Origin of the sequence: Paraburkholderia dilworthii (genome assembly GCF_000472525.1) — a bacterium.
In the GTDB taxonomy this organism is placed as follows: domain Bacteria; phylum Pseudomonadota; class Gammaproteobacteria; order Burkholderiales; family Burkholderiaceae; genus Paraburkholderia; species Paraburkholderia dilworthii.
In genome coordinates this window covers 1-24,743 of the sequence record NZ_AWZT01000002.1, presented here as the reverse complement: position 1 = coordinate 24,743, position 24,743 = coordinate 1, and the positions used below count along the sequence as shown (strand labels likewise).

Annotated in this window: 24 protein-coding genes and 1 pseudogene; 11 read left to right on the top strand and 14 right to left on the bottom strand. The window is 59.6% G+C overall.

Annotation, left to right across the window (positions count from 1 at the left end):
• Positions 1–236: 236 nt before the first annotated feature.
• Complete coding sequence (locus F759_RS0103820) at positions 237–548, top strand: hypothetical protein (protein WP_027798685.1); 312 nt, start codon at positions 237–239, stop codon at positions 546–548.
• A 55-nt stretch (positions 549–603) separates the two neighbouring features.
• Here the strand turns inward: F759_RS0103820 and F759_RS0103815 are convergent, their stop codons facing one another.
• Positions 604–1,035 (bottom strand): cupin domain-containing protein, encoded by a 432-nt coding sequence (locus F759_RS0103815; protein ID WP_027798684.1) that lies wholly within the window; start codon positions 1,033–1,035, stop codon positions 604–606.
• Entirely contained in the window at positions 1,032–1,739 is a 708-nt protein-coding gene (locus F759_RS0103810) for an FMN-dependent NADH-azoreductase (protein WP_036023594.1), read from the bottom strand. Before F759_RS0103810 ends, F759_RS0103815 begins: the two co-directional genes overlap by 4 nt.
• Positions 1,740–2,121: 382 nt before the next feature.
• On the opposite strand from F759_RS0103810, the gene F759_RS0103800 reads away from it, so the two are divergent.
• From F759_RS0103800 to F759_RS0103775, 6 genes are all read left to right on the top strand, one after another.
• Positions 2,122–2,607: a nuclear transport factor 2 family protein gene (locus F759_RS0103800; RefSeq protein ID WP_027798681.1), complete on the top strand. Its 486-nt coding sequence runs from the start codon at positions 2,122–2,124 to the stop codon at positions 2,605–2,607.
• Positions 2,608–3,127: 520 nt separating this feature from the next.
• Positions 3,128–3,349: a hypothetical protein gene (locus tag F759_RS43930; protein ID WP_407668514.1), complete on the top strand. Its 222-nt coding sequence runs from the start codon at positions 3,128–3,130 to the stop codon at positions 3,347–3,349.
• A gap of 314 nt (positions 3,350–3,663) precedes the next feature.
• Positions 3,664–4,458, top strand: a complete 795-nt coding sequence (locus tag F759_RS0103790) for a gamma-glutamyl-gamma-aminobutyrate hydrolase family protein (protein WP_027798680.1) — start codon at positions 3,664–3,666, stop codon at positions 4,456–4,458.
• Positions 4,459–4,490: 32 nt separating this feature from the next.
• Complete coding sequence (locus F759_RS0103785; protein WP_027798679.1) at positions 4,491–5,825, top strand: glutamine synthetase family protein; 1,335 nt, start codon at positions 4,491–4,493, stop codon at positions 5,823–5,825.
• Between the two features lie 29 nt (positions 5,826–5,854).
• A complete protein-coding gene (locus tag F759_RS0103780) occupies positions 5,855–7,291 on the top strand; it encodes an aspartate aminotransferase family protein (protein ID WP_027798678.1) in 1,437 nt (478 codons plus the stop codon).
• Positions 7,292–7,489: 198 nt separating this feature from the next.
• Positions 7,490–7,951 carry a tellurite resistance TerB family protein gene (locus tag F759_RS0103775; RefSeq protein WP_027798677.1) on the top strand — a complete coding sequence of 154 codons (462 nt, stop codon included), beginning with the start codon at positions 7,490–7,492 and terminating at the stop codon, positions 7,949–7,951.
• On the opposite strand, the gene F759_RS0103770 is transcribed toward F759_RS0103775, so the two are convergent.
• Positions 7,924–8,805: a LysR family transcriptional regulator gene (locus F759_RS0103770; protein WP_027798676.1), complete on the bottom strand. Its 882-nt coding sequence runs from the start codon at positions 8,803–8,805 to the stop codon at positions 7,924–7,926. The two genes, F759_RS0103775 and F759_RS0103770, sit on opposite strands and share 28 nt — an antisense overlap.
• A 131-nt stretch (positions 8,806–8,936) precedes the next feature.
• On the opposite strand from F759_RS0103770, the gene F759_RS0103765 reads away from it, so the two are divergent.
• The gene (locus tag F759_RS0103765; RefSeq protein ID WP_027798675.1) at positions 8,937–9,689 is read left to right on the top strand and encodes a TerC family protein; all 753 of its coding nucleotides are present in this window, start codon (positions 8,937–8,939) and stop codon (positions 9,687–9,689) included.
• Between the two features lie 88 nt (positions 9,690–9,777).
• Positions 9,778–10,071 carry a TFIIB-type zinc ribbon-containing protein gene (locus F759_RS0103760; RefSeq protein WP_027798674.1) on the top strand — a complete coding sequence of 98 codons (294 nt, stop codon included), beginning with the start codon at positions 9,778–9,780 and terminating at the stop codon, positions 10,069–10,071.
• A gap of 120 nt (positions 10,072–10,191) precedes the next feature.
• Here F759_RS0103760 and F759_RS0103755 read toward each other — a convergent pair whose 3' ends face one another.
• Positions 10,192–11,589 carry an MFS transporter gene (locus F759_RS0103755; protein ID WP_027798673.1) on the bottom strand — a complete coding sequence of 466 codons (1,398 nt, stop codon included), beginning with the start codon at positions 11,587–11,589 and terminating at the stop codon, positions 10,192–10,194.
• A 386-nt stretch (positions 11,590–11,975) separates the two neighbouring features.
• On the opposite strand from F759_RS0103755, the gene F759_RS0103750 reads away from it, so the two are divergent.
• Both F759_RS0103750 and F759_RS0103745 read left to right on the top strand, forming a co-directional pair.
• On the top strand, positions 11,976–12,929 hold the full coding sequence (locus F759_RS0103750) for a 2-hydroxyacid dehydrogenase (RefSeq protein WP_027798672.1): 954 nt from the start codon (positions 11,976–11,978) through the stop codon (positions 12,927–12,929).
• A gap of 87 nt (positions 12,930–13,016) precedes the next feature.
• Entirely contained in the window at positions 13,017–13,922 is a 906-nt protein-coding gene (locus tag F759_RS0103745; protein WP_027798671.1) for a LysR family transcriptional regulator, read from the top strand.
• Positions 13,923–14,067: 145 nt separating this feature from the next.
• On the opposite strand, the gene F759_RS40020 is transcribed toward F759_RS0103745, so the two are convergent.
• From F759_RS40020 to tssG, 10 genes and pseudogenes are all read right to left on the bottom strand, one after another.
• Complete coding sequence (locus F759_RS40020) at positions 14,068–14,685, bottom strand: hypothetical protein (protein ID WP_051377091.1); 618 nt, start codon at positions 14,683–14,685, stop codon at positions 14,068–14,070.
• A gap of 20 nt (positions 14,686–14,705) precedes the next feature.
• The gene (locus F759_RS40585) at positions 14,706–14,960 is read right to left on the bottom strand and encodes a PAAR domain-containing protein (protein WP_027798670.1); all 255 of its coding nucleotides are present in this window, start codon (positions 14,958–14,960) and stop codon (positions 14,706–14,708) included.
• Positions 14,961–15,296: 336 nt separating this feature from the next.
• The gene (locus F759_RS0103725) at positions 15,297–15,608 is read right to left on the bottom strand and encodes a hypothetical protein (RefSeq protein ID WP_152530582.1); all 312 of its coding nucleotides are present in this window, start codon (positions 15,606–15,608) and stop codon (positions 15,297–15,299) included.
• A gap of 102 nt (positions 15,609–15,710) precedes the next feature.
• Positions 15,711–16,373, bottom strand: a complete 663-nt coding sequence (locus F759_RS41985; protein WP_152530581.1) for a hypothetical protein — start codon at positions 16,371–16,373, stop codon at positions 15,711–15,713.
• A 47-nt stretch (positions 16,374–16,420) separates the two neighbouring features.
• Complete coding sequence (locus F759_RS43925) at positions 16,421–16,600, bottom strand: PAAR domain-containing protein (RefSeq protein WP_244438788.1); 180 nt, start codon at positions 16,598–16,600, stop codon at positions 16,421–16,423.
• A 91-nt stretch (positions 16,601–16,691) separates the two neighbouring features.
• Entirely contained in the window at positions 16,692–17,405 is a 714-nt protein-coding gene (locus F759_RS41980) for a hypothetical protein (RefSeq protein ID WP_152530579.1), read from the bottom strand.
• On the bottom strand, positions 17,405–19,729 hold the full coding sequence (locus F759_RS0103715) for a M23 family metallopeptidase (protein WP_027798668.1): 2,325 nt from the start codon (positions 19,727–19,729) through the stop codon (positions 17,405–17,407). The genes F759_RS41980 and F759_RS0103715 overlap by 1 nt, the downstream gene beginning before the upstream one ends.
• A gap of 41 nt (positions 19,730–19,770) precedes the next feature.
• A complete protein-coding gene (locus tag F759_RS0103710; RefSeq protein WP_027798667.1) occupies positions 19,771–21,927 on the bottom strand; it encodes a type VI secretion system Vgr family protein in 2,157 nt (718 codons plus the stop codon).
• Positions 21,928–22,102: 175 nt separating this feature from the next.
• Complete coding sequence (tssF, locus tag F759_RS0103705) at positions 22,103–23,938, bottom strand: type VI secretion system baseplate subunit TssF (protein ID WP_051377120.1); 1,836 nt, start codon at positions 23,936–23,938, stop codon at positions 22,103–22,105.
• Positions 23,939–24,151: 213 nt separating this feature from the next.
• A pseudogene (gene tssG / locus F759_RS43920) lies at positions 24,152–24,688 on the bottom strand (type VI secretion system baseplate subunit TssG); the annotation flags it as partial.
• Between the last annotated feature and the right edge of the window lie 55 nt (positions 24,689–24,743).

Sequence of the window (24,743 nt, the reverse complement as noted above, 5' to 3'; positions counted from 1 at the left end):
GGCCACGATTCGGGAAGCGCTTTAAACAGTTCGTGCGCGCCAATGCGTCGATGCGCAACTGCCGCGGATTGCCGCATTTCGCGCCGATTGTTAAGGCGAAGGCAACAGTGTTTTCGAGCGGTGAGGCTGATCTCGCGTGCGTAATTCCGGATAATTACGCTTCAGAGAAAAACCAGCCGACCGCCCTCGAACGACTCAGTGAGCGGTCACGCAACGATCAGAAACGCAGGTGCATCATGTTGAATAAGCTTCGCGATTGGGCTCGCGTCGCCATTGCGGCGCTCGCGACAGGAGGCGCGCTTGCCGGCTGCGCATCCTCGACGCATGTCGTCGCGGCCGATAAACCCGGCACGTACACGGTTGCGGCAAGCGCGACGGGCGGGCGCATGGCCTGGGCACGCGCGCACGGCGAGGCGCTGAACGAGGCGCGCGATTACTGCGAGCGTCGCGGCATGCAAAGCAGCGTCAATGCGGAAACGGTGAGTGGGGTAGAGATGTTGACGACGCATGCGTCGTCGGTGAGCTTCGAATGTCATCCGAAGTTCTAGCAGGGAGATGCGCGACGCGGCACGCATTTGGATGAATGCCGCGCGGCCTGTGTCGTTACTTCTTGTCGAAGGTCACCAGCTTGTTGTCGTTCGAGTCCGCCACGAAAATGGCGAGAAGCCTGGCGGGCTCCGTGTCGCTCGCGTTTTCGCTGACCGTGTGATGCGCGCCGGGCTTTTCGATCCAGTGCTCGCCCGCATGGAACACATGCGCCTGGCCGCCGTCGACGCCGCTGCGAATCGCGCCTGACAGCACATACGCGACGACGAAAGCCTGTCCATGCCGGTGCGGCGAGGACTTGCCGCCCGGCGCGTACTCGACCACGAGCGCCGTCATCTTTTTACCAGGCACGTTTGCAATGGCTTCGGCGAACGCGGGCGTGATGGTTTCCGCGGTGACGGCTGGTTCTGCGGCAAGGCCGGATTGCGATGTTGCGATCATGCCAAGGCCCGTGAGCATTGCCGCGGCAAGCAAGGTGTGGATTTTCATTGCGTTACCTCCGATTGCAGCAGGGCGTGTGCGGCTTTTTCAGCAGATGCGCGCGAAGCGCAAGCGGCGGACGCGGACATCGCCCAACGTGCCGCCACGGCCGACAATTCGCTGCGTGCGTGGTCGAGCGCTTCGGCTCGCGCTTCCTGATTCGCGAACTGCAATGGCTGCGCATCGACGAAAGTCGGCGACGTCACGCCGAGAAAACCGAACGCGGCTTTGAGCGCGGGCGTGAGGGCGTCCATCGACGAGTATCGCGAACCCGGCCGCAAGTCCGCGCCGCGACTCGTGATGAACAGCACGTTTTTGCCTGCGAGCTGGCCGACGACGCTGCCGTCGTCCGCATGAGTGTAAGTCACGCCCGTGCGCGTGATGCTGTCGATGAACGCCTTGAACACGGACGGCATTGACCAGTTGTACATGGGCATCGCGAGCACGAGCGCATCCGCGGCGAGCACTCGTTCGCACAACGCGTCCGACGCAGCGAGCCGCGCCTTCATGGCCGGCGTGCGTTCGTGCGGCTCCTTGTACGTCGCGATCGCGAAGGTTTCATCGACATGCGCAGGGGTATCGACGGAAACGTCCAGGTAATCCACTTCGACGTCCGCGTGCCCGGCGCGCAGACATTCCACAAAATAGCGGCTCAATGCGCGCGAGTTGGACGGCTCGCGTTTGGCGCTGGCATCGACATGCATGAGCTTCATCATTGCTTCCCTTCAAGGTTGAACGAGTGAAGTCAGATTAGAGCCGATATTGGCTTTGTGGAATGACCAGTTTTTATTAAGTTTAGGTGACCAATGAGGAGCGAGGCTGCAAGCCGTAACCGCGCGTTGTTGCGACGGCGTACGTGCAGCGCTCTAAGACGAGCTTCGTGAAATGTTGGCCAGCGCACAGACGAATGCAACGGTGCTTGTTCAACTCGGCTTGCTTTGTCCGATACGGGTCGGCCTCGATTGGCGACGGTGTATCCGGCTTGCCTGCGCAGTGATAGATCGGCAACAGCCCAGTTCCGTGTCGCCTCGGACGTGCTGCAAAGAGCAATCGCGCACGCATGCTCTTGCAGTTCCTCAATGAAGAGGTGCCGCCATGAGGTCGTTTGCCCTTGCCGTCCTGACGCTGGTGCTGGCGCTCGCAGGATGCGCCGCGGACCATGCCGCCTCAAGCAGTGCGTCGCCGCCGGCCGGCAGTTGCAAGGTTGCGACGAATGGCGAGATCGCCGCGTTATTCGATCGATGGAATGAGTCTTTGCAGACCGGCGATCCGCATAAGGTGGTCGCCAACTACGCAGAACGGTCGATTCTTCTTGCGACGATATCCAACAAGCCGCGCCTGACGGTTACGGATAAGGAGGACTATTTCCATTACTTTTTGCAAGACCGGCCCTCCGGGAAAATCGATTTCCGCTTTCTCGAACTGGGCTGCAATTCGGCCGTTGACGCGGGGGTTTACACGTTTACGTTCGCGCGAACTGGCGTGGTCGTGAAGGCACGCTACACCTATACCTATCGCTGGGACGGGACACAATGGCTAATCACGAGTCATCACTCGTCGGCGATGCCGGAGAAGGAATGAGCCGGTGGAGGTATCTGAGGCTTTAAACGATGAAGCGGCTGCGCGTGTGGAGCTACGGTGCGAAAAAGCGGACATTTCTAATGCGCCAGAACCTGACGTTTCTAAAAAGCTCTGACATCGAAACAGTTGATAATTTATCTTATGTCAAATTATAAATTGAAGCCGAACCGGCCATCACTGCTCGAAACCCCACCGTCTTATCTTGCGTAAAGATCCAAACGACTCACAAACGACCCATTATGCAAGAACTGCCTCTCATCCGACAAACCACGCCGATCGTCAAGGGAAAGCACCGAGCCATTTCTTCCAGAAACGGTTTGACGGCTTTATTAGCTCGTATATGCTAGCTATAGGCGATCGTCATACCGGCGTCGAAAAACACTTGCTGCGTGCTTTGTGCGCAGCGAATTCGCTTCGCAGCCGTTGAAGGCGATCATCCGAGCGTCCTGTTTCTTTAAACGCCCCGTGCGAATTCGAGCAGGCCGTTCAATACTTTCAACGTCGCTAGTCGAGTGTAATCGTGAGAGTCCGTGGCCCTTTGGTGAGATGGAACCGCAGTCACGCGAGTTGTCCTCGCGCTGACGGCACCATCGCCGATGGCAGCAGCGGCAGCCTTGCGTTCCGCCGCTTTCTGTCCGTCTTCACAATCCTTTCCCGTCGTTCAGTTCGACGTCACAACTCTATCTCCGCGCGCGCCTTCATTGCCGTGCGTACGGACGAAGTCGCTTCGTTGTTGCCCTAGCGCCTCCCTACTTCTTGCCGCTCGATCCGTCCGTTTGCATGAAGGCGTTCGCTTAAGCCGCGCGTTCGCGCGCGTGCGGCGCACTCTGTCGTCCATGCGTTTCGCACACAACGGCTCGGTTGGCTCGGTTACGCACCGCATCGGACCTTATCGAACGGCCAACCTGATCATCACGCGCGGCGCGTTCCGTTGACGGCGACCGCCTGCCCTGCTCCGGTGGCTTGACGCGTCGGTTCCGGCCGCGGACTCGTGCCGCGTTGTGTTCAACGTTGTTCGTGCCGCGTCTCGCGGCTGGATAAACACGTTCATTCGTTATGCGAAACAAACCTCTCATCGCAATCAGTGCTGATAGAACGACGATAGGAGCTCATCCTTCGCACGTGGTCAGCGAGAAATACATCGCCTCAATCGTCGATGGATCGCAGGCGCTCGCCCTGCTGCTGCCTGCGCTCGGCGAGCGTCAGTCCACGGAAGATGTACTCGCCACGGTCGATGGTCTGTTCTTCACCGGCAGCTATTCGAACGTCGAGCCGCAGCGCTACGGCGGCGAGCCGAGTGTGCCAGGCACGCTGCACGACGCCGCCCGCGATGCCACGACGTTGCCTCTGCTGCGTGCCGCAATTGCGGCCGGCGTGCCCGTGCTCGCGGTATGCCGAGGCTTTCAGGAAATGAACGTGACATACGGCGGAACACTGCATCAAAGCGTTCATGCGATGGCGGGCCTCAGCGACCATCGCGAGAACAAGGAAGACGGCCTCGACGTGCAATACGCACCGTCTCATTCGATCTTGCTTAAACAAGGCGGCTTATTGCAGCGCCTCGCGGGCGGCGTGAACGAAGCCCGCGTGAATTCATTGCACTGTCAGGGCGTCGAGCGGTTGGGCGTGGGGCTCGTGGTTGAAGCCACTGCGCTGGATGGATTGATCGAAGCAGTGAGCGTGAACAACGCGCGCGCTTTCGCGCTGGGGGTGCAGTGGCATCCCGAGTGGAAGCATGCGAGCGACGCGCTTTCCACGGCGATTTTTCGCGCGTTCGGCGACGCCTGTCGCGATCGTATGCGCACGAGGGCCGGCAACGGCGCTTTATTCGGCGCCTCCACACAGGTCTGAGCAGTCGCGCAAAAAATAGAGAGAGAAAAATCATGCATGACATCGACGAATTTTTAAAAAAGAATCACGTCACTGAAATCGAAGCGATCATTCCCGATATGGCGGGGATTGCGCGCGGCAAGATCATTCCGCGCAGCAAGTTCGAGTCCGGCGAGTCCATGCGCTTGCCACAGGCCGTGATGATCCAGACCGTCACCGGAGATTATCCGGACGGCGGCACGCTGACCGGCGTCACCGACCCGGACATGGTGTGCGTCCCCGACTCCAGCACCATCCGGATGATTCCGTGGGCCGTCGATCCGACTGCGCAAGTGATTCACGATTGCGTCCACTTCGACGGCACGCCCGTCGCCATCTCGCCCCGCCGCGTGCTGCGCCGCGTACTCGAACTCTACACGGCGAAGGGCTGGAAGCCGGTGATCGCACCCGAGCTCGAGTTCTATCTGGTCGATATGAACAAGGACCCCGATCTGCCATTGCAACCGCCGATCGGCCGCACGGGGCGTCCGGAGACGGGACGCCAGGCCTATTCGATAGAAGCCGTCAACGAGTTCGACCCGCTTTTTGAAGACATTTACGAGTACTGCGAGGTTCAGGAACTGGAGGTCGATACGCTGATTCATGAGGTAGGCGCCGCGCAGATGGAGATTAACTTCATGCACGGCGATCCGCTCAAACTCGCGGACAGCGTGTTTCTATTCAAGCGCACCGTGCGTGAAGCTGCATTGCGTCACAAGATGTACGCCACCTTCATGGCCAAGCCAATGGAAGGCGAGCCGGGCTCCGCCATGCACATGCATCAGAGCCTTGTCGACGACGAGACCGGCCACAACCTTTTCACTGGCGCCGACGGCAAGGCCACATCGCTCTTCACCAGCTATATAGCGGGCTTGCAAAAATACACGCCCGCGCTGATGCCGATTTTCGCGCCGTATATCAACTCGTATCGGCGTCTCTCGCGCTTCATGGCCGCGCCGATCAATGTCGCCTGGGGCTACGACAATCGCACAGTCGGTTTCCGCATTCCGCATTCGGGACCAGCCGCGCGCCGCATTGAAAATCGCATTCCGGGCGTGGATTGCAACCCGTATCTCGCGATTGCGGCGACGCTCGCGGCCGGCTATCTCGGCATGACACAAAAGCTCGAAGCCACCGAGCCGCTGCTAAGCGACGGATATGAATTGCCGTATCAGCTACCGCGCAATCTCGAAGAGGGACTCACGTTGATGGCCGCCTGCGAACCCATTGCCGAAGTACTCGGCGAGAAGTTCGTCAGAGCCTACCTCGCTTTGAAAGAGACCGAGTACGAAGCGTTTTTCCGCGTGATCAGTTCGTGGGAGCGCCGGCATTTACTGCTGCACGTGTAACGGAAAACGCAGGAAACATTGGAGGCAGTATGAGCTACAGAACAGAAGAAATCGCTTACGTGCGACCGGCCCAGGCTACGGCGAGTGCTCGAGCCGCGCAGCAACGCAGCACCGCCGACTACCGCGCGCTCGATGCCGCGCACCACCTTCACCCGTTCTCGGATATGGGCGCGCTCAATCGCAGCGGCAGCCGCGTGATCGTAAAAGCCCACGGCGTTTACTTGTGGGACTCGGAAGGCAACAAGATCATCGACGGCATGGCCGGCCTTTGGTGCGTCAATGTCGGGTACGGGCGCAAGGAACTGGCCGATGCGGCATACCAGCAGATTCTGGAATTGCCGTACTACAACACGTTCTTCAAGACCACACACCCGCCGGTAATCGAGTTGTCGGCGTTGCTCGCGGAACTCGCGCCGCAGCCGTTCAATCACTTCTTCTACTGCAATAGCGGGTCCGAGGGCAACGATACGGTACTGCGCATCGTTCATCGGTATTGGGCGACGCAAGGCAAGCAGTCGAAGAAAGTCGTGATTTCGCGAAAAAATGGCTACCACGGCTCGACGATTGCAGGCGGCACGCTTGGCGGCATGGGGTACATGCATGAGCAGATGCCGTCGAAAGTCGAGAACATCGTGCATATCGATCAGCCATATTTCTTTGGCGAGGCGGAAGGAGATCAGACACCGGAAGAATTCGCGCTCGCCCGGGCGCAGCAACTCGAAGCGAAGATCGTCGAACTAGGCGCGCAGAATGTGGCCGCGTTTATCGGTGAACCTTTCCAGGGCGCGGGCGGTGTGATCTTTCCCGCGTCGACGTACTGGCCGGAAATTCAGCGTATCTGCCGTAAGCACGACATTCTGCTGGTCGCGGACGAAGTGATCGGCGGCTTTGGCCGCACTGGCGAATGGTTCGCCCATCAGCACTTCGGCTTCGAGCCCGATCTCATCACACTGGCGAAGGGCCTCACGAGCGGTTATGTACCCATGGGCGCCGTCGGTCTGCACGATCGCGTCGCATCGGCGATTATCGACAATGGCGAGTTCAATCACGGTCTGACTTACTCCGGGCATCCGGTCGCGGCCGCGGTGGCGGTCGCCAATCTGAAACTGCTGCGCGACGAGAAGATCGTCGAACGCGTCAAGACGGATACGGGCCCCTACTTCCAGAAGAAACTGCGCGACACCTTCGCCACCCATCCGATTGTCGGCGAGATTGCCGGTGCCGGACTCGTGGCCGGATTGCAGCTTGCGGAACAATCTGCGTCGCGCAAACGCTTTGTGAATGGCGGCGATGTGGGCACCGTTTGCCGGGACTTCTGCTTCAACGGCAATCTGATCATGCGCGCAACCGGCGACCGTATGCTGCTGTCGCCGCCGCTCGTCATCAGCAGACAGGAAATCGACGAGATTGTCGCGAAGGCGAAAAAAGCGTTCGACGCGACAGCGGATCAACTCGGCCTTTCCTGAACGGTAGCCTGTTCCGGCCTAGGCGCGCCGGCGATTCGCGCGCATGGCGGATGCACTGAAGACCGCATTCAATCGCGCACGATAAGGATTCGGTTTTTCCGAAGCATACCTTCGGCATTAACAGGTTTATTCGATCCGAACATTGCGCGAGACTGGACCCTTCTTCATACGGACCTGGTCCGCGAAAAGGACTTGATCATGCGAAGCTATCCGCGTAACAGCCCCGAGGCAGCCGCCCGCATCGTCGCACTAGCGCTCACCTCGGACGGCCATGTGTGCAGATCGGAAGAGCGCACATTGGAGAAGCTGGATATTGCCGGCGAACTCGGTCTTGCGCCGGCGCAATTCGCCCAGATTGTGCAGACGCTATGCGAGGACCGATCGATTGCGCAGATGTCGTCCGCGCCTCCGATGGGTCGTCTCGATACTGCCATGCTCATGACGCTGATCGACGAAATCGATGATCCTGCGTTGCGTCGCAAGATCATTCGCCTATGCGTTGCGGTGACGGTCGCCGACGACTATCTGGCCGACGGCGAAATCGCGTTGCTCGCCGCCGTGTTCGATGCATGGGGACATGACCTGAAACCGGCCGCAGGCCGCGGCGGACTCCCCTCACACGTGTTGCGCGGTTACGAACGCGCGGTGGCCAGCACCTGAGAAGCCAGGGCGTGATGCTGCCCACGCCGCGAGCGGATCGCGTGAATCTCTTCGATCACGCCGTCCGCGCGGCCAAGCCAGCGCAATCCCCGCAGCAGCGAAACATCTTCCGCACCTAGTTCAGCCAGCGGAAATACTCCAAGGCCACGTGCGGCGAACACCGCCATCAGCGCACTGTCCTCGAATTCGCCCACGACGCGTGGCCGGATGCCCTGCGAATCGAACCAACGGTCGAGCCGCGCACGCAGCGCCGCGTGGCGCGTCGGCAGCAGCACTGGCAGATCCGCGAGGCACTGTGGAAAGCCCGCGCGCGCGGATTTGCGCAAGATCTCAGCGGGACCGTACCAGTCGACCGGGGAACCGACGAGCCGCTGACTCAGCACGCGAAGATCAGAGTTGTGTGGCGCAGGCTGGCAAGCGAGTACGAGATCGAGCCGATGCAGCGCGAGTTCGGATAACAACTGCGCGTGCTCCCCCTCGTGGCACAAAAGCCTCAGTGACGGCGTGCCGAGCACCGGCGCAAGCAGCGCATGCGCTGCGAGCTTGGAGAGGCCGTCGGACAGACCGACCGCCAGCCGCGCGACGCCTTCTGCGCCGGCATCGCGCATGTCATCGAGCAGTGCCTCGCCGAGCTGGAAGATCTGCTCTGCGCGACTAAACGCGGTTTCGCCGGCCTCCGTCATTGCGACGCCGCGACCAGCGGGCTTGAGCAACTGGCGCCCAATGGACTTTTCGAGCTCACGCACTTGCGCGCTGATGGTCTGAACTGCCATATCGAGCCGCTCGGCCGCGCGCGCAAAACCACCCTCCTTCACGACGATCCAGAAATAGTACAGGTGACGGTAGTTGAGCATAGGGCGGCCAGTAATGATGAGCTTCGAAAAAAACGATCCGTTGCTCAGATTAACACTGGTTTATCCGATCCGTCCGGACGGCGATCATGATCGCTATTCCACGTTTATCCACTCATTTGCCGACGAACGCCATGAACACACTGCTCACACTCGTTGCCGATCCCGCAGCATGGGTTGCGCTCCTCACGCTGGTCGTGATGGAAATCGTGCTCGGCATCGACAATCTCATCTTCATCTCGATCCTCAGCAACAAGCTGCCAGAGGCGCAGCGTGCGCGCACACAACGTCTTGGCATCATGCTGGCGCTGGTGCTGCGCCTGGGCCTGCTGGGCACCGTTGCGTGGATCGCGCAGTTGACCGCGCCCGCCATCACGCTGCTCGGCCACGCGTTCTCGTGGCGCGATCTGATCCTGCTCGGCGGCGGCCTTTTCCTCGTGTGGAAGGCAACGCGTGAAATGCATCACCACGTGGTCCACGCGGAAGAGGAACGCAGCGCCGCAGGCAGCACCGTTCAGCTGACCGTGGCGGGTGCGATCGGCCAGATCCTGCTGCTCGACATTGTGTTTTCCGTCGACAGCATCATCACGGCGGTCGGCATGACCGACCACTTGCCGATCATGTTCCTCGCCGTCATAAGTGCCGTCATGGCGATGCTGTTCGCTGCGCGCCCGCTGTCGCGCTTCATCGATCGCAATCCGACCATCGTGACGCTCGCGTTGAGCTTCCTGCTTGTAATTGGCATGACGCTGATTGCGGAAGGCTTCGGGACGCATGTGCCAAAGGCCTATATCTATGTAGCGATGGCTTTCTCCGCGTTTGTCGAGGCCGTCAACATGCTGGTGCGCCGCGCGAAAACGAAGCGCGCGATCAGTACCGGATCGTGAGTGCCAACGGCGCGTTGCTGGCGCAACGGCCGGCATGCGTGACCGACCATTCGATGTCTTTGTACTTCAACTATCGAGGAGCGACACGATGAAATGCCCTGTTTGCAAGACGAGTGACCTGCTGATGACCGAGCGCCGCTCAATCGAAATCGACTACTGCCCTGACTGCCGCGGCGTGTGGCTCGACCGTGGCGAGCTCGACAAGCTGATCGCGCAGGATGCCGCCGAGACCGGCGTGCACAGCGCTACGCGCGCGAACCGCGACGATCGTCGGGATCGCGACCACGCTTACGACAATAACCGCCGGCACGAAGATGATCGTTCGGGTTATCGAACGCACAAGAAAAAGCGCTCCATTTTCGACGTGTTCGATTTCGACTGAGCGTTCAGTGCCGTTCGTACGCGGGTGGATGCGAGGGTGTAGCCAGCACCGCTCGCGCATCCAGAGCCACCCGCTGCCTGTGAAGCGATGAAGCAGTGCGAGACGTCGATACCCGCACTGCTATTTCGCTTGCGCTTCGCGCCCATCGCCGCGCCGCGTAGTCATCGGCTCCACAACGCTAAAGAGCAGCAGCAGGCACAACAGTGCAGTACCGACCATATAGAGGAATACGCTCGTCCAGCTATACCTGTCGAGCAGAATGCCGACGACGAGCGGTGCGCATGCGCCACCGATCTGGCCGACACAGTTCACAATGCCGAACGCCGCCGGATAGGTGGACTTCGTCGCGAGGCCCATCGGATACGCGGAATATCCGGCAAAGCCGATGCCGAGCATGAGGCCCGCGAGGATTAGCGCGACACCGAGATACGCGACACTGTCCGGCGCATCGATTAGCAGCAGCATCATCAACATGGTGCCGAGCGCGCCGAGCATCATCATCGGCTTGCGGCGGCCGCCGAGCAGACGGTCGGAGACGACGCCGCCGAGCATATTGCCGGCCACCGCGCCAATGAATGGCGCCGACGCGAGAAAACCCATTTTTACCGATGTAAAACCCTTGACCGTGACCAGGTAGGTCGGCATCCACGACATGAAGATGTTGCTGATACCGATCATGCAGCCATAGCCAATCGCGACGCCCAGGATATTCCACGACCCGAACACCTGGCGAATCGTCTCGAGCTGCGCCACACGCTTCGTGCGATTAAACGCGTCCAGATACGGAATGTGGGCCACTTCATTGCGCCGCGATGCATGCGCTCCGCGCGACTGACGCGGCGTGTCGTCGGCGATATAGCGTTGTTCGGCTTCGGAGCAGAAGCGATTTTCGCTCGGCGAGTTCGTCACCAGAAACATCCAGACGATAGCGAGCAGAATGCCTGGCACAGCGAACACATAGAAGATCTCGCGCCATCCCCACAACTGGATCACGACGATGCACACCGACGGTACGATCAACGGACCGAGCTTCGACGCCGCGATCCATAATCCGGTCGCAGTGCCCTTCTCTTTCGCGGGAAACCAGCGATTGATCACATTCGTGCAGCCGATACCCAGCGGTCCTTCGGACAGGCCGAGACCGACGCGGTATGCCTGCAACAGAAACACCGACGATGTCGTACCCATGAGTCCCGTAAACACCGACGTGAGAATCATGAAAATCGAAAACAGAAAGCCAGTGGTCTTTTCGCTGAGCCGTTTATAAAGCAGCCCGACTGGTATCTGCACGAAGCCATACGCGAATGAAAAGAGACTCACGATCAGCCCCGCCTGCGTATTCGTAATGCCGTATTCCTTCTTCAAGTACGGCAACGCAATGCCGAAGTTTGCGCGGTCCGCGCAGGCAATCGCCCAGATGCAGAAGATGAGCCCCATTACGACCCAACGGTGGCCGGTGCGCTTGCCGGCAATCGGCTGCGCTTTCGTGCCGGCAACGACACCCTCGGCATTGTTCATAGCGAATCCCTCGCGATGCTGCGTCGGGATACGGGGGCAACGGCAATGGGCGCAATGAGGCGGCACGTCTTCACGTTTTGTCTCCGATGTACTTGAAACTTATTTTCCCTTCCCTGCTCGGAAGTGGGCGAAGGACTACTCCTTCTGACGCTGTCGATTCTGGCGGCGGTGCCCTATGTCGTCCAATCTTTTCTCGCTATTACCTGATGCCAGGATTGAATCGATAGTGAGCGCGTCATTCACCCTTCGATCCGTGGATCAACTGATAGCGTTTTGGGATTGGACGTGGCTTATGAAAAGGCCCATCATCCGCCGACATCGCGACTGGATGCGTGCACCGATTGCCACGCCGCGCCGGTCGCCAACTACAACAAGGAGCGCCCGGATTGAAACCGAACATTCTTCAACTGAACCCGATTCTGATTCCCGCGATCAACGACAAGCTGGCCTCGTTGTATACCGTGCATCGTCTGTTCGAACAGAGCGATAAAGACGCGTACATCCGCGAGCACGGCGCGTCGATCAGAGGCGTGATCACCGGCGGACATACGGGTATCGCGAATGATCTGATTCAACGCTTGCCCGCCTTGGAAGTGATCGCGGTCAACGGCGTGGGCACCGATGCCGTGGACCTCGAATTCGCGCGTTCGCGCGGCATTCCCGTCACGGCGACGTTCGGCGCTTTGACGGAAGATGTGGCCGATCTCGCCATCGGTTTGATGCTCGCGGTATGCCGTGAAATCTGTGCGGGCAACGAGTTCGTCAAATCGGGCAACTGGAAAAAGAATCCGCATCCTGGCGCATTGCCGCTGTCGCACCGCTTGAGCGGCAAGCGCGTGGGCATCGTCGGAATGGGTAAGGTCGGCCGCGCGATCGCGCAACGCGCCAGCGCGTTCAATTGCCCCATCACGTATACCGACTTGCGTCGTATGGACGATGTCGCGCATCCCTTCGTTGCCGATCTGCTGTCGCTCGCGCGCGGCTGCGATTTTCTCGTGCTGGCTGCCGCCGCCGACAAAGCGCAAGGCATCGTGAATGCCGCGGTGCTGGACGCGTTGGGCCAGCACGGCTACCTCATCAACGTGGCGCGCGGCAAGCTGGTGGTGGAGAGCGATCTGGTCGAAGCGTTGAGCGGCGGTGTGATTGCGGGCGCGGGTCTTGACGTGTTCGTCGACGAACCGAATGTGCCGCCCGCGCTCTTCGAGATGGACCGCGTCGTTTTGCAGGCGCATCGCGCGAGTGCCACGGTGGAATCGCGCACGGCGATGGGTGAAATGGTGTTGGCGAGTCTCGCGCAGGCACTGGCTGGGCAACGTCCTGAAGGCAGCCTTACGACCTGATGAAGCGGCCTGTGCGCCGATCCCGGATCGGATGGAAGCGTGGCACCTATAATGACCGTCGACTTCCCCATCCATGTCGATAGAAGAATGCTCGATCTCGGACAAGTGCGCTGCTTCGTTGCGGCGGCGACAGAACTGAACTTCAGACGCGCTGCTGCGCTGCTGAACATGACACAGCCGCCGCTGAGCCGTCAGATCCAATTGCTCGAAGACAATCTCGGCGTAAAGCTCTTCGAACGCGTTGGCCGCACCGTCAAGTTGACGACTGAAGGCCGCGTCTTTCTCGCGGATGCCGCGCGCCTGCTCAATCTAGCCGAGCAGGCCGAAAGCACGGTGCGGCGCGCGAGCAAGGGCAAGACCGGGCGCGTGCGCCTTGGCTTCACCGGCGCGGCCGGCTATGAACTGATTCCCGAGTTGCTGGTGGCGGCAGCCGATGTACTGCCCGAGATCGACGTCGTATTGCTTGAACTGGTCTCGGCCGCGCAGATCGAAGCGTTCGCCGCGAACACGATCGACCTCGGCTTTCTTCGGCCTTTGCCGTCAAAGCAGAAACTGGAGTTTGTTCTCGTCGACGAAGAGCCGTTGATCGTCGCGCTGCCGAAGCGGCACACGTTGTGTCAATTCGGGCAGATTGCATTAAAGCAACTCGACGATCAGCCGTTCATCATGCATTCGCCCACGCAAGGCAAGTACTTCCACGACCGCATCATGGGAATGTTGGCGGCCGAAGGTGTGAACCTGAACATCGCGCAATACATCGATCAGACGCCCACTATTCTGTCTCTCGTTCGCGCGGGACTGGGCCTTGCAATTTTGCCCGCGTCGGCGCAGCGGTTTCACTACGACAACGTCGAGTTTCGATTAATCGCCCGAAATTCGATTCAGGCTGAAATGAGCATGGCGTGGCGCGCGGATCAGGACAATCCGGCCGTTATCGCTTTCCGCTCGATGGCGGCTGAGTACTTCGCGCGGAAGGGCGGAAATGCCCGCTAGGCCAACCGCACTTAAAACCGGTGGCCGTTTCAACGCATCGGAGGCGATGCAGCAAGACTTCCACAGTTCCGGCCGAGGCAAAGCCGACAGCCCACCGCGCATACCAGGCACGCGGTGTTCGGTGCCCCCTTCCTACATCATGGTTCTATCGCGTCACGAAATGCCACCGACCGGATTCGGGGTCGAACATGGCAATCTGGTCATAGTCACCGCCTTCGTCCGTTTCCATGCACGACAGCGCGCGCATTACCGCTTCTGCAACAAGGGACTCATTCCAGCGACGGACTGCCGCGGATGTTTCTCGCCAGGCGTACAGGCCTGCACGCTCGTAAAGCGTGTCAATCTCCGCAGCCAGGTCCGCATCGAGCACGGGCGAAGACGGCTCACTGTCATTCACGCGTGTCCTCCTGATAACGGCGCGCGGCGTGCCGTCTGCTCCAGTGACAAAGCGCCTGTTGCGCGCGGCCCATCCCACGTGGAGGTAGACGTTATATCCATGCCGATCACAGTTGGCGAATGTTTCTGGTTCCATGTAGTCCGCTCGCACGGCCCGGAATGGCCGGTGAGACACTGCATTCATCGTTGAGCGCAACAGTACATCGAAATACGACACGAACCTGTGGACGATTTCACCATCTGGCGTACTGTAGGTGCAGACCGCCAGCTTGTCTCCTCCCATGCTGACCGCGAGCACTAGCAGTTCTGGTGAATCGGCGGCTCCCCTCCGATCGCTCCGCAGCGGCCTGTCGTTCGGTTCTTTCATGTAAGTCTCATTCAGCATTTTCAGTCCAGCAGCCAGCCATCGTCGCCGTCGATCAGCGTGCCGCCATGACTGGTTGTATCGCCCTTGCGGGCGACACCCCTACCGCCGAACGTAGAGGACGAGCCAGTAACGATGACCGCACCACAACTCGTTCCATCGCCTATACGGGCGACAGCACGGCCGTTGACCGTCACACCGCCTGTCCCCCCGGTAACGGTACCTATCCCGTGCATAGGGCAGGAATGACGATGACCTACAAGAACGACTGGACGCATCTGCAATTCCTTAAATGGGGACGTCAATGAGCCGCCAATTTACGCAACGTGCCGGTTTTCATCGGATTGTCGCGGAAGCCGCATTGGCAGGAGGGGCTGATCTGGCGCTGCCCGGATCAACGAACTCGACGCTACGCAGGATCGCCAGTGCATATGGCAGAAAGTTGGCCTTTGGATTAGAAAGTTTCATAACCTGTCCATCACCGCAGAAAGCGTCGTCACCGTGAAAAAGACAAAATGAAAAAAAGCGGACCCGTTGATCTGGATCGCCAATAACTTCATCGGTAGTACGTGCAAACCCGCTGCCATTGAGCGCCTTTAAGGAGTAGATGCGCGTTACCGGAGAGAGTAATTCCCGATCACTACCTTCATAGTAGGCAACCCAATTTTTTTGAATGCCGTCGTAAGCGCCACCATACCGCTCGGAAATGAGTCCTTTTTTTGATCGGCATTGACTTCAAAACATATCGAGTTGAAGTTAACTTGGCTCTTAATCAATTCAGGTATCGTGGGTTCAAGATAGCGTATATGACATTCTTTTGTCACCGCCATTTTGCCATCGGAGAAACCGTTGATCTGGTTTTCGAGAACCGACGTCACCAACTCCCTCTGTGTACTTGCGGTGAGAAGACTACCTGCGATGGCCACGGAATGCACAATAACAGCGCCTATGAGTAGAGCGCCGGCGTACCTGAGGCGAGTATTATTCCCTGTTGCGTTGGCGTTCGAAATTGCTTTCGCCCATGTCTTTTACAGCATTACAGCATTACAGCATACTGCCCTGCCAATTTGGCACAAACTGGCTTTTTCTTCCGAAAGCGTTTTTTGACGCAATAAAATTATCCCGCCAGACGGTGAAATTTTTGCAAAGTCAGCGCCATAGGTGTGCCGATTTTTTTGATAAAAACCAACAAGTCGTGTCGCAACAAGATGATTGTTTCTGATCTCGTAGAAGTAACGCATAGATTGATATCGTCCGCTACCGGTGATCAATGTCGAGTAAGTATTAGGAATGAACTTATCTTGCACCAGTTCTGGCGCTTCCCCGATGTCAATTACAGAGTCGGTTGGCGTTACCTTCCAATAATGCATCCCTGTTCCGTCGCGCCCTCTACCTGTCGACACACCAATACCCGGTGTAGAGCCAGCATCGAAGCTGATAGTTGTGTCGAGTTTAAGTACGTAGGCATTGCTTTCGCACCTTGTTTCGACTGTCGTTTTCAGCCCATGAAGGGATACAGTCATGACAATAGTCCCATCATTATCGGATGCAGGACATGATGTAGCATGTAGCGTGCTACCAAAAAATTTTGGAAGCTGCGCTTCAGCCCTTTGCGCATCACTGCATTCTTCAGCAGTTGAAGCCTGGCTGGCGAGCAGCAGGAATAATAAAATCGCTAAATTACATCGCATAGGTCACGTCCAGATACCAACGTCTCTGCCTCCCACACTGACCGTCATCACCAGGAGTTCCGCTGGTCATATCGCCCCCTGCGGGCGACCCCGGCACAGCCAAAAGTCGAGGACGAGCCCGTAACGATGACCGCACCGCAACTCGTGCTGTCACCAATACGAGCCACAGCACGGCCACTGACCCTCACTGCACTTGTGCCGCTGGTGACTATGCGCGTCCCATGCATGGGACAGAAATGACGATGACCTATAAGAACAACGGGGCGCATAACGTATTTCCTAGTAGCTATTTGGTCGGCAGTGCTTGACGGCGCGCGATCACCTGGGCGTTGTGACTGCCTGCATGGAACTTCCACCCGGTGACGACGCGGGACGATTCGCGGCCAGTCCAGCGACCGGCGCATCGGCAAACTCGATCGATTCGATGATTCTCAGTACGTTTGGCTTTACTCCGACTTTGCTGTAATGAGGGATTGCTACAACAGGTGCACTACCGCACAAGGCTACGGGCGGACGAAGAAGACAGAACCCTAAGGACCGGCTTCGTGTTTCCGGATCACCAGTAACCATGTCCTGAAGCGCTCCAAACCCAGAGCTGTTGACTGCCTTCAAAGAAATCCACTGCGTAGCGGGTTTCAATAGTTTTCTGTCACGTTCGGATAGCCCCGAAAAATCCGCCTGCCAATGTCCCTTCTGTTCATCGTATCGTGCGATGGTGTAGTCGCGGATTGAATCGTTATCGGCTGAACTTACGCAAGCAAAAGAAATCGAGAAATCTCCCACGCCCGTTTTTTTGTGCGGCAGGTCGTCCACGACATAACTGTTGCCAGAAATCCATCCTCCATAGGGATCGTGGAAACTGAACGCGCAGTTATGACCACTGGCGCTGACAATCATGTCCTTGCGCTCGTTTTGTCCAGACTTAGCGAATGAAGCACTGGGCACTCCCAGCGCAATACAGAACGATATGCCCGTCGCGATCCAGTGCTTGAAATGCGAACAATGTTGCGATCTTGAGCCGCTACCTGGCATCAGCTTCTCCTCAGAATGTTGTCTTGTGGGATTTCCACTGCCTGTCCTGCCGCCACGGGAAACTTCATTTCAGTTAGAACGGAGAGGGCCACACTATAGGCCATGCAACGCGCCTCGAATCCGTTGAGGTGTGTGGAGTAGAAATTGTTGATTGCGCCAGGCAGGTTCACTGAGGCCGAAGCTTTCCAGAAACTGGGGCTGCGGTAGTAGCAGTGCGCATGACCGCTGGCGGTGAGCGCTACCCGCTCTAGAACATGCGGCTCGTCGGCGTAACCGGCCATGCCTACCTTTACCCAGTAAAAACATGCGCTGAAGGTGGCATCGATCTGATCCGTAAGCGACACGTCACCCCGCCACTTACGCATGTCGGGCGTTAGTGCTAACTCAGAAGAATTCCAAGCCGCGTTGCTGCCTGAATGAGCCGCCGCCTGCTGTGCGCCAAGAAGTTGCGCACGTACCGCAGCGGGGATCTGGTTTGCTCGTCCGCGGAAATCCCAGTAGGCCAGGTAGTTGCTTGGCCAGGTCAATTGAAGAAAGCCCCGTCCATACCACGGGTAATACCTTTGGTTGGCCGGAGAGCCCTCTTGCAGCAACTGCAACCATTGCGATTCCTGAATTGCATTGCCAAAGAAACTGGCCATGCGCAGCGGCGTATTGATGCCATACGCGCGCATCATGAGGTTGAGAGGGACGCGTTGGTTTTTGAAGATGTTCCCATTGACGAAGGCGCCCGGCACCTGCTCCCATAGCATTTGCCCGGCATGCTTGCGCATCGCGAACGATGGCACAAGCTGTTTGAATTCCTTCTCGCTGAGCCACATGCACTTCCTGAACGTCTGGATAAACCGCCCCGGATGAAAGTGATAGTGCAGCCTGTCAAGCGTCAGACCCTGCGCCTGCGCATCCTCCCAGAAGGCCAGCGCCGCGTGGTGCTGCTTGAACCTGGTATAGGCCTCCGAAGTCAGGCAGCCGGTCATCAGCGCGATGGCCGGCAGATCATCCGGATCATCGCCCTTGACCCACTTCCAGCGGATGTCGAAATCCTCGCGCGACCACTCGGTCGGCATCTTCACCACGCAGTAACTGAGCCGTTCGCGCATCGGGCCGTCAAGGCTGCGTGCATAAGCCCGCGCAATGCGTTCGCGTTTTCTCTGCGCCTGCTGCTGGGCTGGCGTCTGCGCCGCAGCCCCGCTTGCAGCCGCTGGCGGACTCACAGCCGGCGGTGCGCCCGGATCGAGCATGCCGATCAGCACGTCGGAGTCGCACCGGCTGTTGCCGTCCGTATCGTCGTCGACAAAGGTCCAGCCCAGCCAGTCGGGGAAGTCCGCGTCGCTGTAGACTCTGACGCCGGGACCGTTCAGATTCGCATACACCGCCGTGTGATCGACCGGTGAGTGAATCTGCCGGATGTGCGGCAGGCGTCCCTGGTAGAGGTCTGCCGCTGCTGGCGCATCCGGGCCGATCATCCGGCCAAAGCGCAGCATTTCATAGCCGGCGCTGGGACACCCAGGATAGCGCCGGGTAGCGCGCTCATACAGCCCGTAACCATCTTCCGGCGTCGCCGAGCCAAGCACCGCGCCCCGGATGCTACGCGTGGTCAGGGTGATCAGGCCCGAGGACTCGCTGATACTCACGATCGTCTGCTCCGTGGTCGTCGCCTGCACCGGAACCTGCCACGCAGGATGGGCTGCCGAGCCAACCGACGGATCGCTGGCATAGAGCGGCGTACCGGCCGGCAACACGATATGAATGTCGCCCCAGAGACTATTGGTTCGCCCTTGTTCCGCTGCCAGCGGCGCGTGGTTACGCCCCATGAGCGCCGCGACGCTGGCGGCGTCAGCGACGATTTCAAAGTGGATACGGTTCGGCTGGCCGTAGATCGCGCCAGGCAAACCGATCGCGTCCTTGCGGTACACCTTGCTGCCGCGCGCCACCTGGGTCGTGTGCATGTGCTGGTAGATCGAGTAGAACTCGACGTTCACCCCTTCGCCAATCTCCGTCGCGTGCTTCAGGATCACTACACCGTTACTGGTCCAGCCCTTGTAGTACAGCAACGGATGCGCCGCGATCACGGCCGGAACGTCATGATGCTGCGGGATGTCATCACTGCTGCGCGCGAACACGACCTCACCGTCGGCAATCGCGCGCACCGGCTCCGAACTGTCCGCATTGCCCTGCGCTTCGAGATGGATGCCTCCGTGCCAGCCAAATTCACGGCTGACAGGAAACGCGCCTTTGCCACTGCGTTCGCCCAGGGTCGTGACCGGTTGCATCGGGTCGTCCTCATGCGCGGCTGCGCTGAGGAAGGGTTGACTGATCAGCATCAGGTTTCCTGTTTTTTTGTTCGTCTGTTTTGGGAATGGGTTCAGTCCGACAGCGGCACATGGCCAGGATCGGGTAACTGGCCCGGCAGTGGAATGCCGTGCATTCCGGGCACGCCCCCCGCGCCATCCTCCTGGGTCACGGCGCCCTTGAGCTTTATCGCAATGCCCTTGATCGTGACGCCGCTACTATCAATGGTGATGCTGCCGCCAGATGCCTTGATGACCAGACTGTCGCTCGCCTGGAGCTCATATACCTGGGTCCGGCGCGCGATGGCCTGACCTGCCCGAAGCTGGTGACGACCCTGCACGACATGCTCCGCGTGCCCACCGGTCTCGATCTGGTAGTCAGCGGCAATCCGGTCCCGCCGGTTGTTGCCCACGTTCTCCACAAGGTCCTTGCCGACCGTGACTGTCTGGTTCCGACCGACCGACACGGTATCGTCCTGCCCGACACGGCGCTGGCTGTCATGCGCGACATCGACCTGCTCGTCGTTACCCACGTGGCGCGCGCGATCGTGACTCACCGTAACGGTCTGGTCATGCTCGACCGCATGCACCTCGTCGTTTTCAACCTCCGTACGGAGGTTTTTCTCCGCGTGAATCCACACTTCTTCGCGGCCTTTCTTGTCCTCGAAACGGATCGCGTTGGCGGTGCCATAGCCGCCTCCCTTCGTGGAGCGCGATAGCGTTCCGCTCTGTGTCGCGTTATCCGGCAGCTTCCACGGCGGCATGCTCATCGCGTTGTACACGCGCCCGGTCACAATGGGCCTGTCCGGGTCACCGTTCTCGAACTCCACGATAACTTCTGTCCCGACCCGCGGAATGTTGATGCCGCCAAAGTTACTTCCCGCCCACGGATACGACACGCGCACCCAGCACGACGAGTTCTGGTCATTCACGGATGACTTGTCCCAATGAAATTTCAGTTTCACGCGCCCGTACTGATCGGTCCAGATTTCACTTCCCTCATACCCTGTCACGATCGCCGTCTGCGGACCTGCCGTGCGCGGTTTGCTCACCGTGCGCGGCGGCCGGAACATCGTGGTTGCCGGCTGCACTTCAAACGTCGTGCTAACCCGGTACTTACCTTTTCCGGTCGCATCGCCGATTTCCTCGGCGTCAAGGCTCGCGCGGATCACCAGATATTCACGGTTCGCTGCGTCCTGCGGATGGCCCGCCAGCGTGAAGGTCGTACCGCACACCACATTGCGCAGGTTGCCCCGGCCTTCGGCGCGCTCGCCCCGTGAGCGGATTTCCTGCATGCGAATGCGCGCGAACTGCTCGCCGTGCTCCGGGTCGGTATAGTCTCCCGGCCATTCGTAGACTGCCAGCTGGTTATGCAGCGTCTTCTGCGGCAACGCGTTCTGCACCGCCAGATCTGCCCTCGGCTTTGTGAAGTCGAAATCATCGGTCGTCCAGATTCCCGACTGGATGCTTTCCGTCGTATCGAAGTGGTTGACGTATTCGGTGTCGATCTTCCTGTCAGGCGGGTAGTACGACAGTGTGTGATAAGCCTCGCTAACCACGCGCCTGTGCGCGCCGAGGTTATCGACCAGCACCATCCGGTGTACGCCGTTCGAGTGTTCAAAAAACCAGTAAATGCCGTGCTCTTCCATCAACCTCTGAATGAACAAAAAATCGGATTCACCGTATTGGACCTGATAGACCAGCTTCGGATAGGTGCCCCCCAGACGCTTGACATAGGAGTACATGTAATTGCTTTTCAGCACCTCGTCGATGATCTCGACGACCGTCCTGTTCTGGAAGATCCGGTAGTCCGTACACCGCTCAGCCAGCACGATCCACGGCTTGAGGATCAGCCGGTAGCGGTACTGACGGTTCAGTTGCGCAACCAGGCTCGCCGCGGTGACAATGCCGCTGATCTGCCGTTCGCCGCGGCCGATATTGGACGCGCCTGTCGCGCCCGCTAGGCCGGAAATGAAGGTGCCCATCCCGTCGAGTTGCACGGTCACTGTCAGTTCCTTGCCGACCATCGCCTTCAGGTCCAGATTGGCCGCGGTGCTCCCGGGTAGCAGCGGGTTCAGCGGCGTGACGAGCCCCAGTTCGTACTCGTATATCGTCGACAGCGCTTCCTCGCCCCTGATGGAGCGTATCTGGAGCGCGGGCGCGCCGTCGTCCAGCGTGGGCAACGCAGCGCCGCTGACCGTGAAGGTACGCGGAGTCACAAAGTTCAGCATGAGCACCGTCCTCCGTGTGAACCGGACCGGTCGTCACCCGGGCAACGGACACCGTTATGCCGGGCGTGCCGCGCCCAACGCTTTCTCATGCGTGTCTGCATCGATCGTTCTCCATGAATGCCGGTGTCCTGTCCGGATTGCCCCGGCTCGCTGGCATGCTTTTCAGTGGTTGCGCTCATGCGACTCCGCGCGTGCCCATGCGCACCGGCCAGGTCGCCACATGGCCGCGCTGCACCGAGCGCAATCCGGTTTCAATGAACGAATGGGCTGAAGCGCGCCGCGCCAGAAAACGTTCGAGAATCAGGCCGAACAGGTAGGGGCTCACGCCCTGAAAGCGCGTTTCGTCAACCGTGACCACGCATTCAGCGCCGCAACCAAAAGCGAGTTGTCCGTTGCCCGGCAGCATGCGCGTGACCGTGCGCATCCTGACATCGACCAGACTTTCGATCTGCTGCCGGTAGACCTCGTCGCCGGGAGCGAGGAACAGTCCCAGCAGATTGCGCAGGCCCGCGGCCGACGGGTCTTCCAGTGCGAGGTAACTGAAGTTCAACTGGCGAATAAGCCGCCAGGCCGTTTCCCGATCGGCATACGGCGCGCGTGGTGCGCCAGGTGCGCGGATCAGCCCCACACTCACAACCGGGGCCGATTGTTCGAGCGTCAGGTCATGACGCCCGTCAGGCACGATCAGGTTCGGGAGTTCACGATTGGTCAGCAACGCGCTGAGCGCAAGGTACTTCATGCGCTCGCCGTAGGGTTGCCCGTCGTGGTCAACCAGCGACACGAACGTTGTCGTGCCGCTGTACGGCGCGCGCGTACCGTAGCGGCGAGTTGACAGTTCCGGCGTCAACCGGCGTGCGCAACGTGTTCTGAAATACCGCCCGTGGTTGCCTTCGTCATTCGTCAGGGGCTGGTGCAGCGGCCTGAATTCGAGCGATGTCGACGTCTCGCTGACCTGGCCGTACAGTGCCTGAACGGAAAACACTTCATAGTCCTGCTGCTTCAGTACGTCCGGGACTAGTTGAAATTCCGCGCCGGTTTCTGGCAATTCGACGGGGTCGCAGATGCGGGGAAAGAGATTGATAACCGGCGTGCAGAACAGCGCGAAGTGTGAGGCGTCCACGCGTTCCGCCAGCGCTCCGGTGAACTGGTTCAGCAGCACGACGATTTCAGCCTCGCGCCCACGCACCCGGCGCAGGCCCGCTTCGAGCCCCGTCAGCGTGAAGAAATAGAAGCGCGACGGGCATGCGGAAAACTCGTGCAACAGATTGTGTCCGTGAAGCTTCGGCCACACGAGCGGCAACAGACTCTGTTCGGGATCGAGTCCTTCATGTATCACCGCGTCGCGGCCTACCGCGTGGAAGGGACTGCCGGGCGAGCCGAAATTTCCGGGCTCGCCGGTAATCGATGCAACGCCCGCGACATGTAGCAGTTCGAACAGGTGGGATGCCACCTGCTCATCCCCGGCCAGATACACCGGTAGACGGTCGAGCCCCTGCAACTCTGCGATGCCGACTTCGCCGGTGGTGCGCAGCCGCAACCGCAACGCGCCACGCACCTGGGTATGCCCCGGCACGTACCGGTCGAGCGCGGGAATGTCAGGGGGAATGCCGGTCAGCCGCGCGCTGACGATCTCCAGCGGATACAGCGTCACGTCCTGACTGCTGCGGAACTCGCACGGCGTCTTCTCGCCATCGGGCACGCGGCTGGTGAATGTCGCACCGCGTGCAACGCGGATGCCCTCGGCGAGATTGCCCTCGGTGCCGTCCGGATAAAGGCGCGCTACGGCGATAGACGGCGTTGGGGCGACGAAATTCGGATACAGGCATTGCAGCAGCGGCTGCGTTAACTCGGGAAACCGGGCATCCAGCTTCATGCGCATGCCCGCGGAGGTGAAGCTGAATGCCTCGATCAGCCGCTGAACGTACACATCGCCGATTTCGCCCGCCTGCATGCCCAGGCGCCTTGCGATTTTTGGATGCGCCTGCCCGAATTCAGCGGCGAGTTCGCGCATGTACAGCAACTCTTCGTTGTAGTACTTCAGCAGTTGCTGGCTCGTGTCAGTATTGGGGTGCCGATCGCGTGGAGCGGCGTTCTTCGCCGCTTGCTCGACGTAATGCTCCGGCTCGAAGCGCATACCGGTAATGGGCGCATCCGTAGCCGCATGCCCAAGCCATCCAGACCAGCCGAGTTGTTCTGTTCCTCCCAGCACCGCCGCAGGCGCGCACTCTGGCTTGATGCGTAATTCCAGTTCCCAGCGGACACCCCGCCCGATAAATTCCATCACGCAGTCGACCAGTTTCGGGAGGTCCACGCCCCGAGGTGTGATGCGCAGGTAGGCGTCCATGTCGAGCGGCCCCAGGATAATGCGGAACTTGTGCTGGCGATCCGGCACCCGCTCGCCGAGCATCGCGCCCATCGCCAGCGTTGACGATGCCACCGGCTTTCCGAGGTAGCTGTGACTGTCGGGCGCGATTTCCATCCAGTGAAAGANGTACTCCTCGATCGCGACAGGCACGCCGAAGTAGTGTTCGAGCGTCGCGCATAAACCGTCCGGATTGCGCGCTTCACGCACCAGATGCGCGGACGCTGCCAGCCGCGCGTGCGCAGGAAACGGCTGGCCGGCGATTTCGTGCGGATCGTGGCCGGCGAGGCTTGCGACATAAAACGAGAACGTTTCATCGTCCGGCCGATCAAGCCCCGCGGCAGCCTGNNCCGANGCCCANGCCCGGTACAGCAGCGTCAGATAACGGTGATGGAAAATGTCGAGGAAATTGACCAGCGTCGGGTCGTGCCGGTTCTGCTCACGCTCGCGCGCG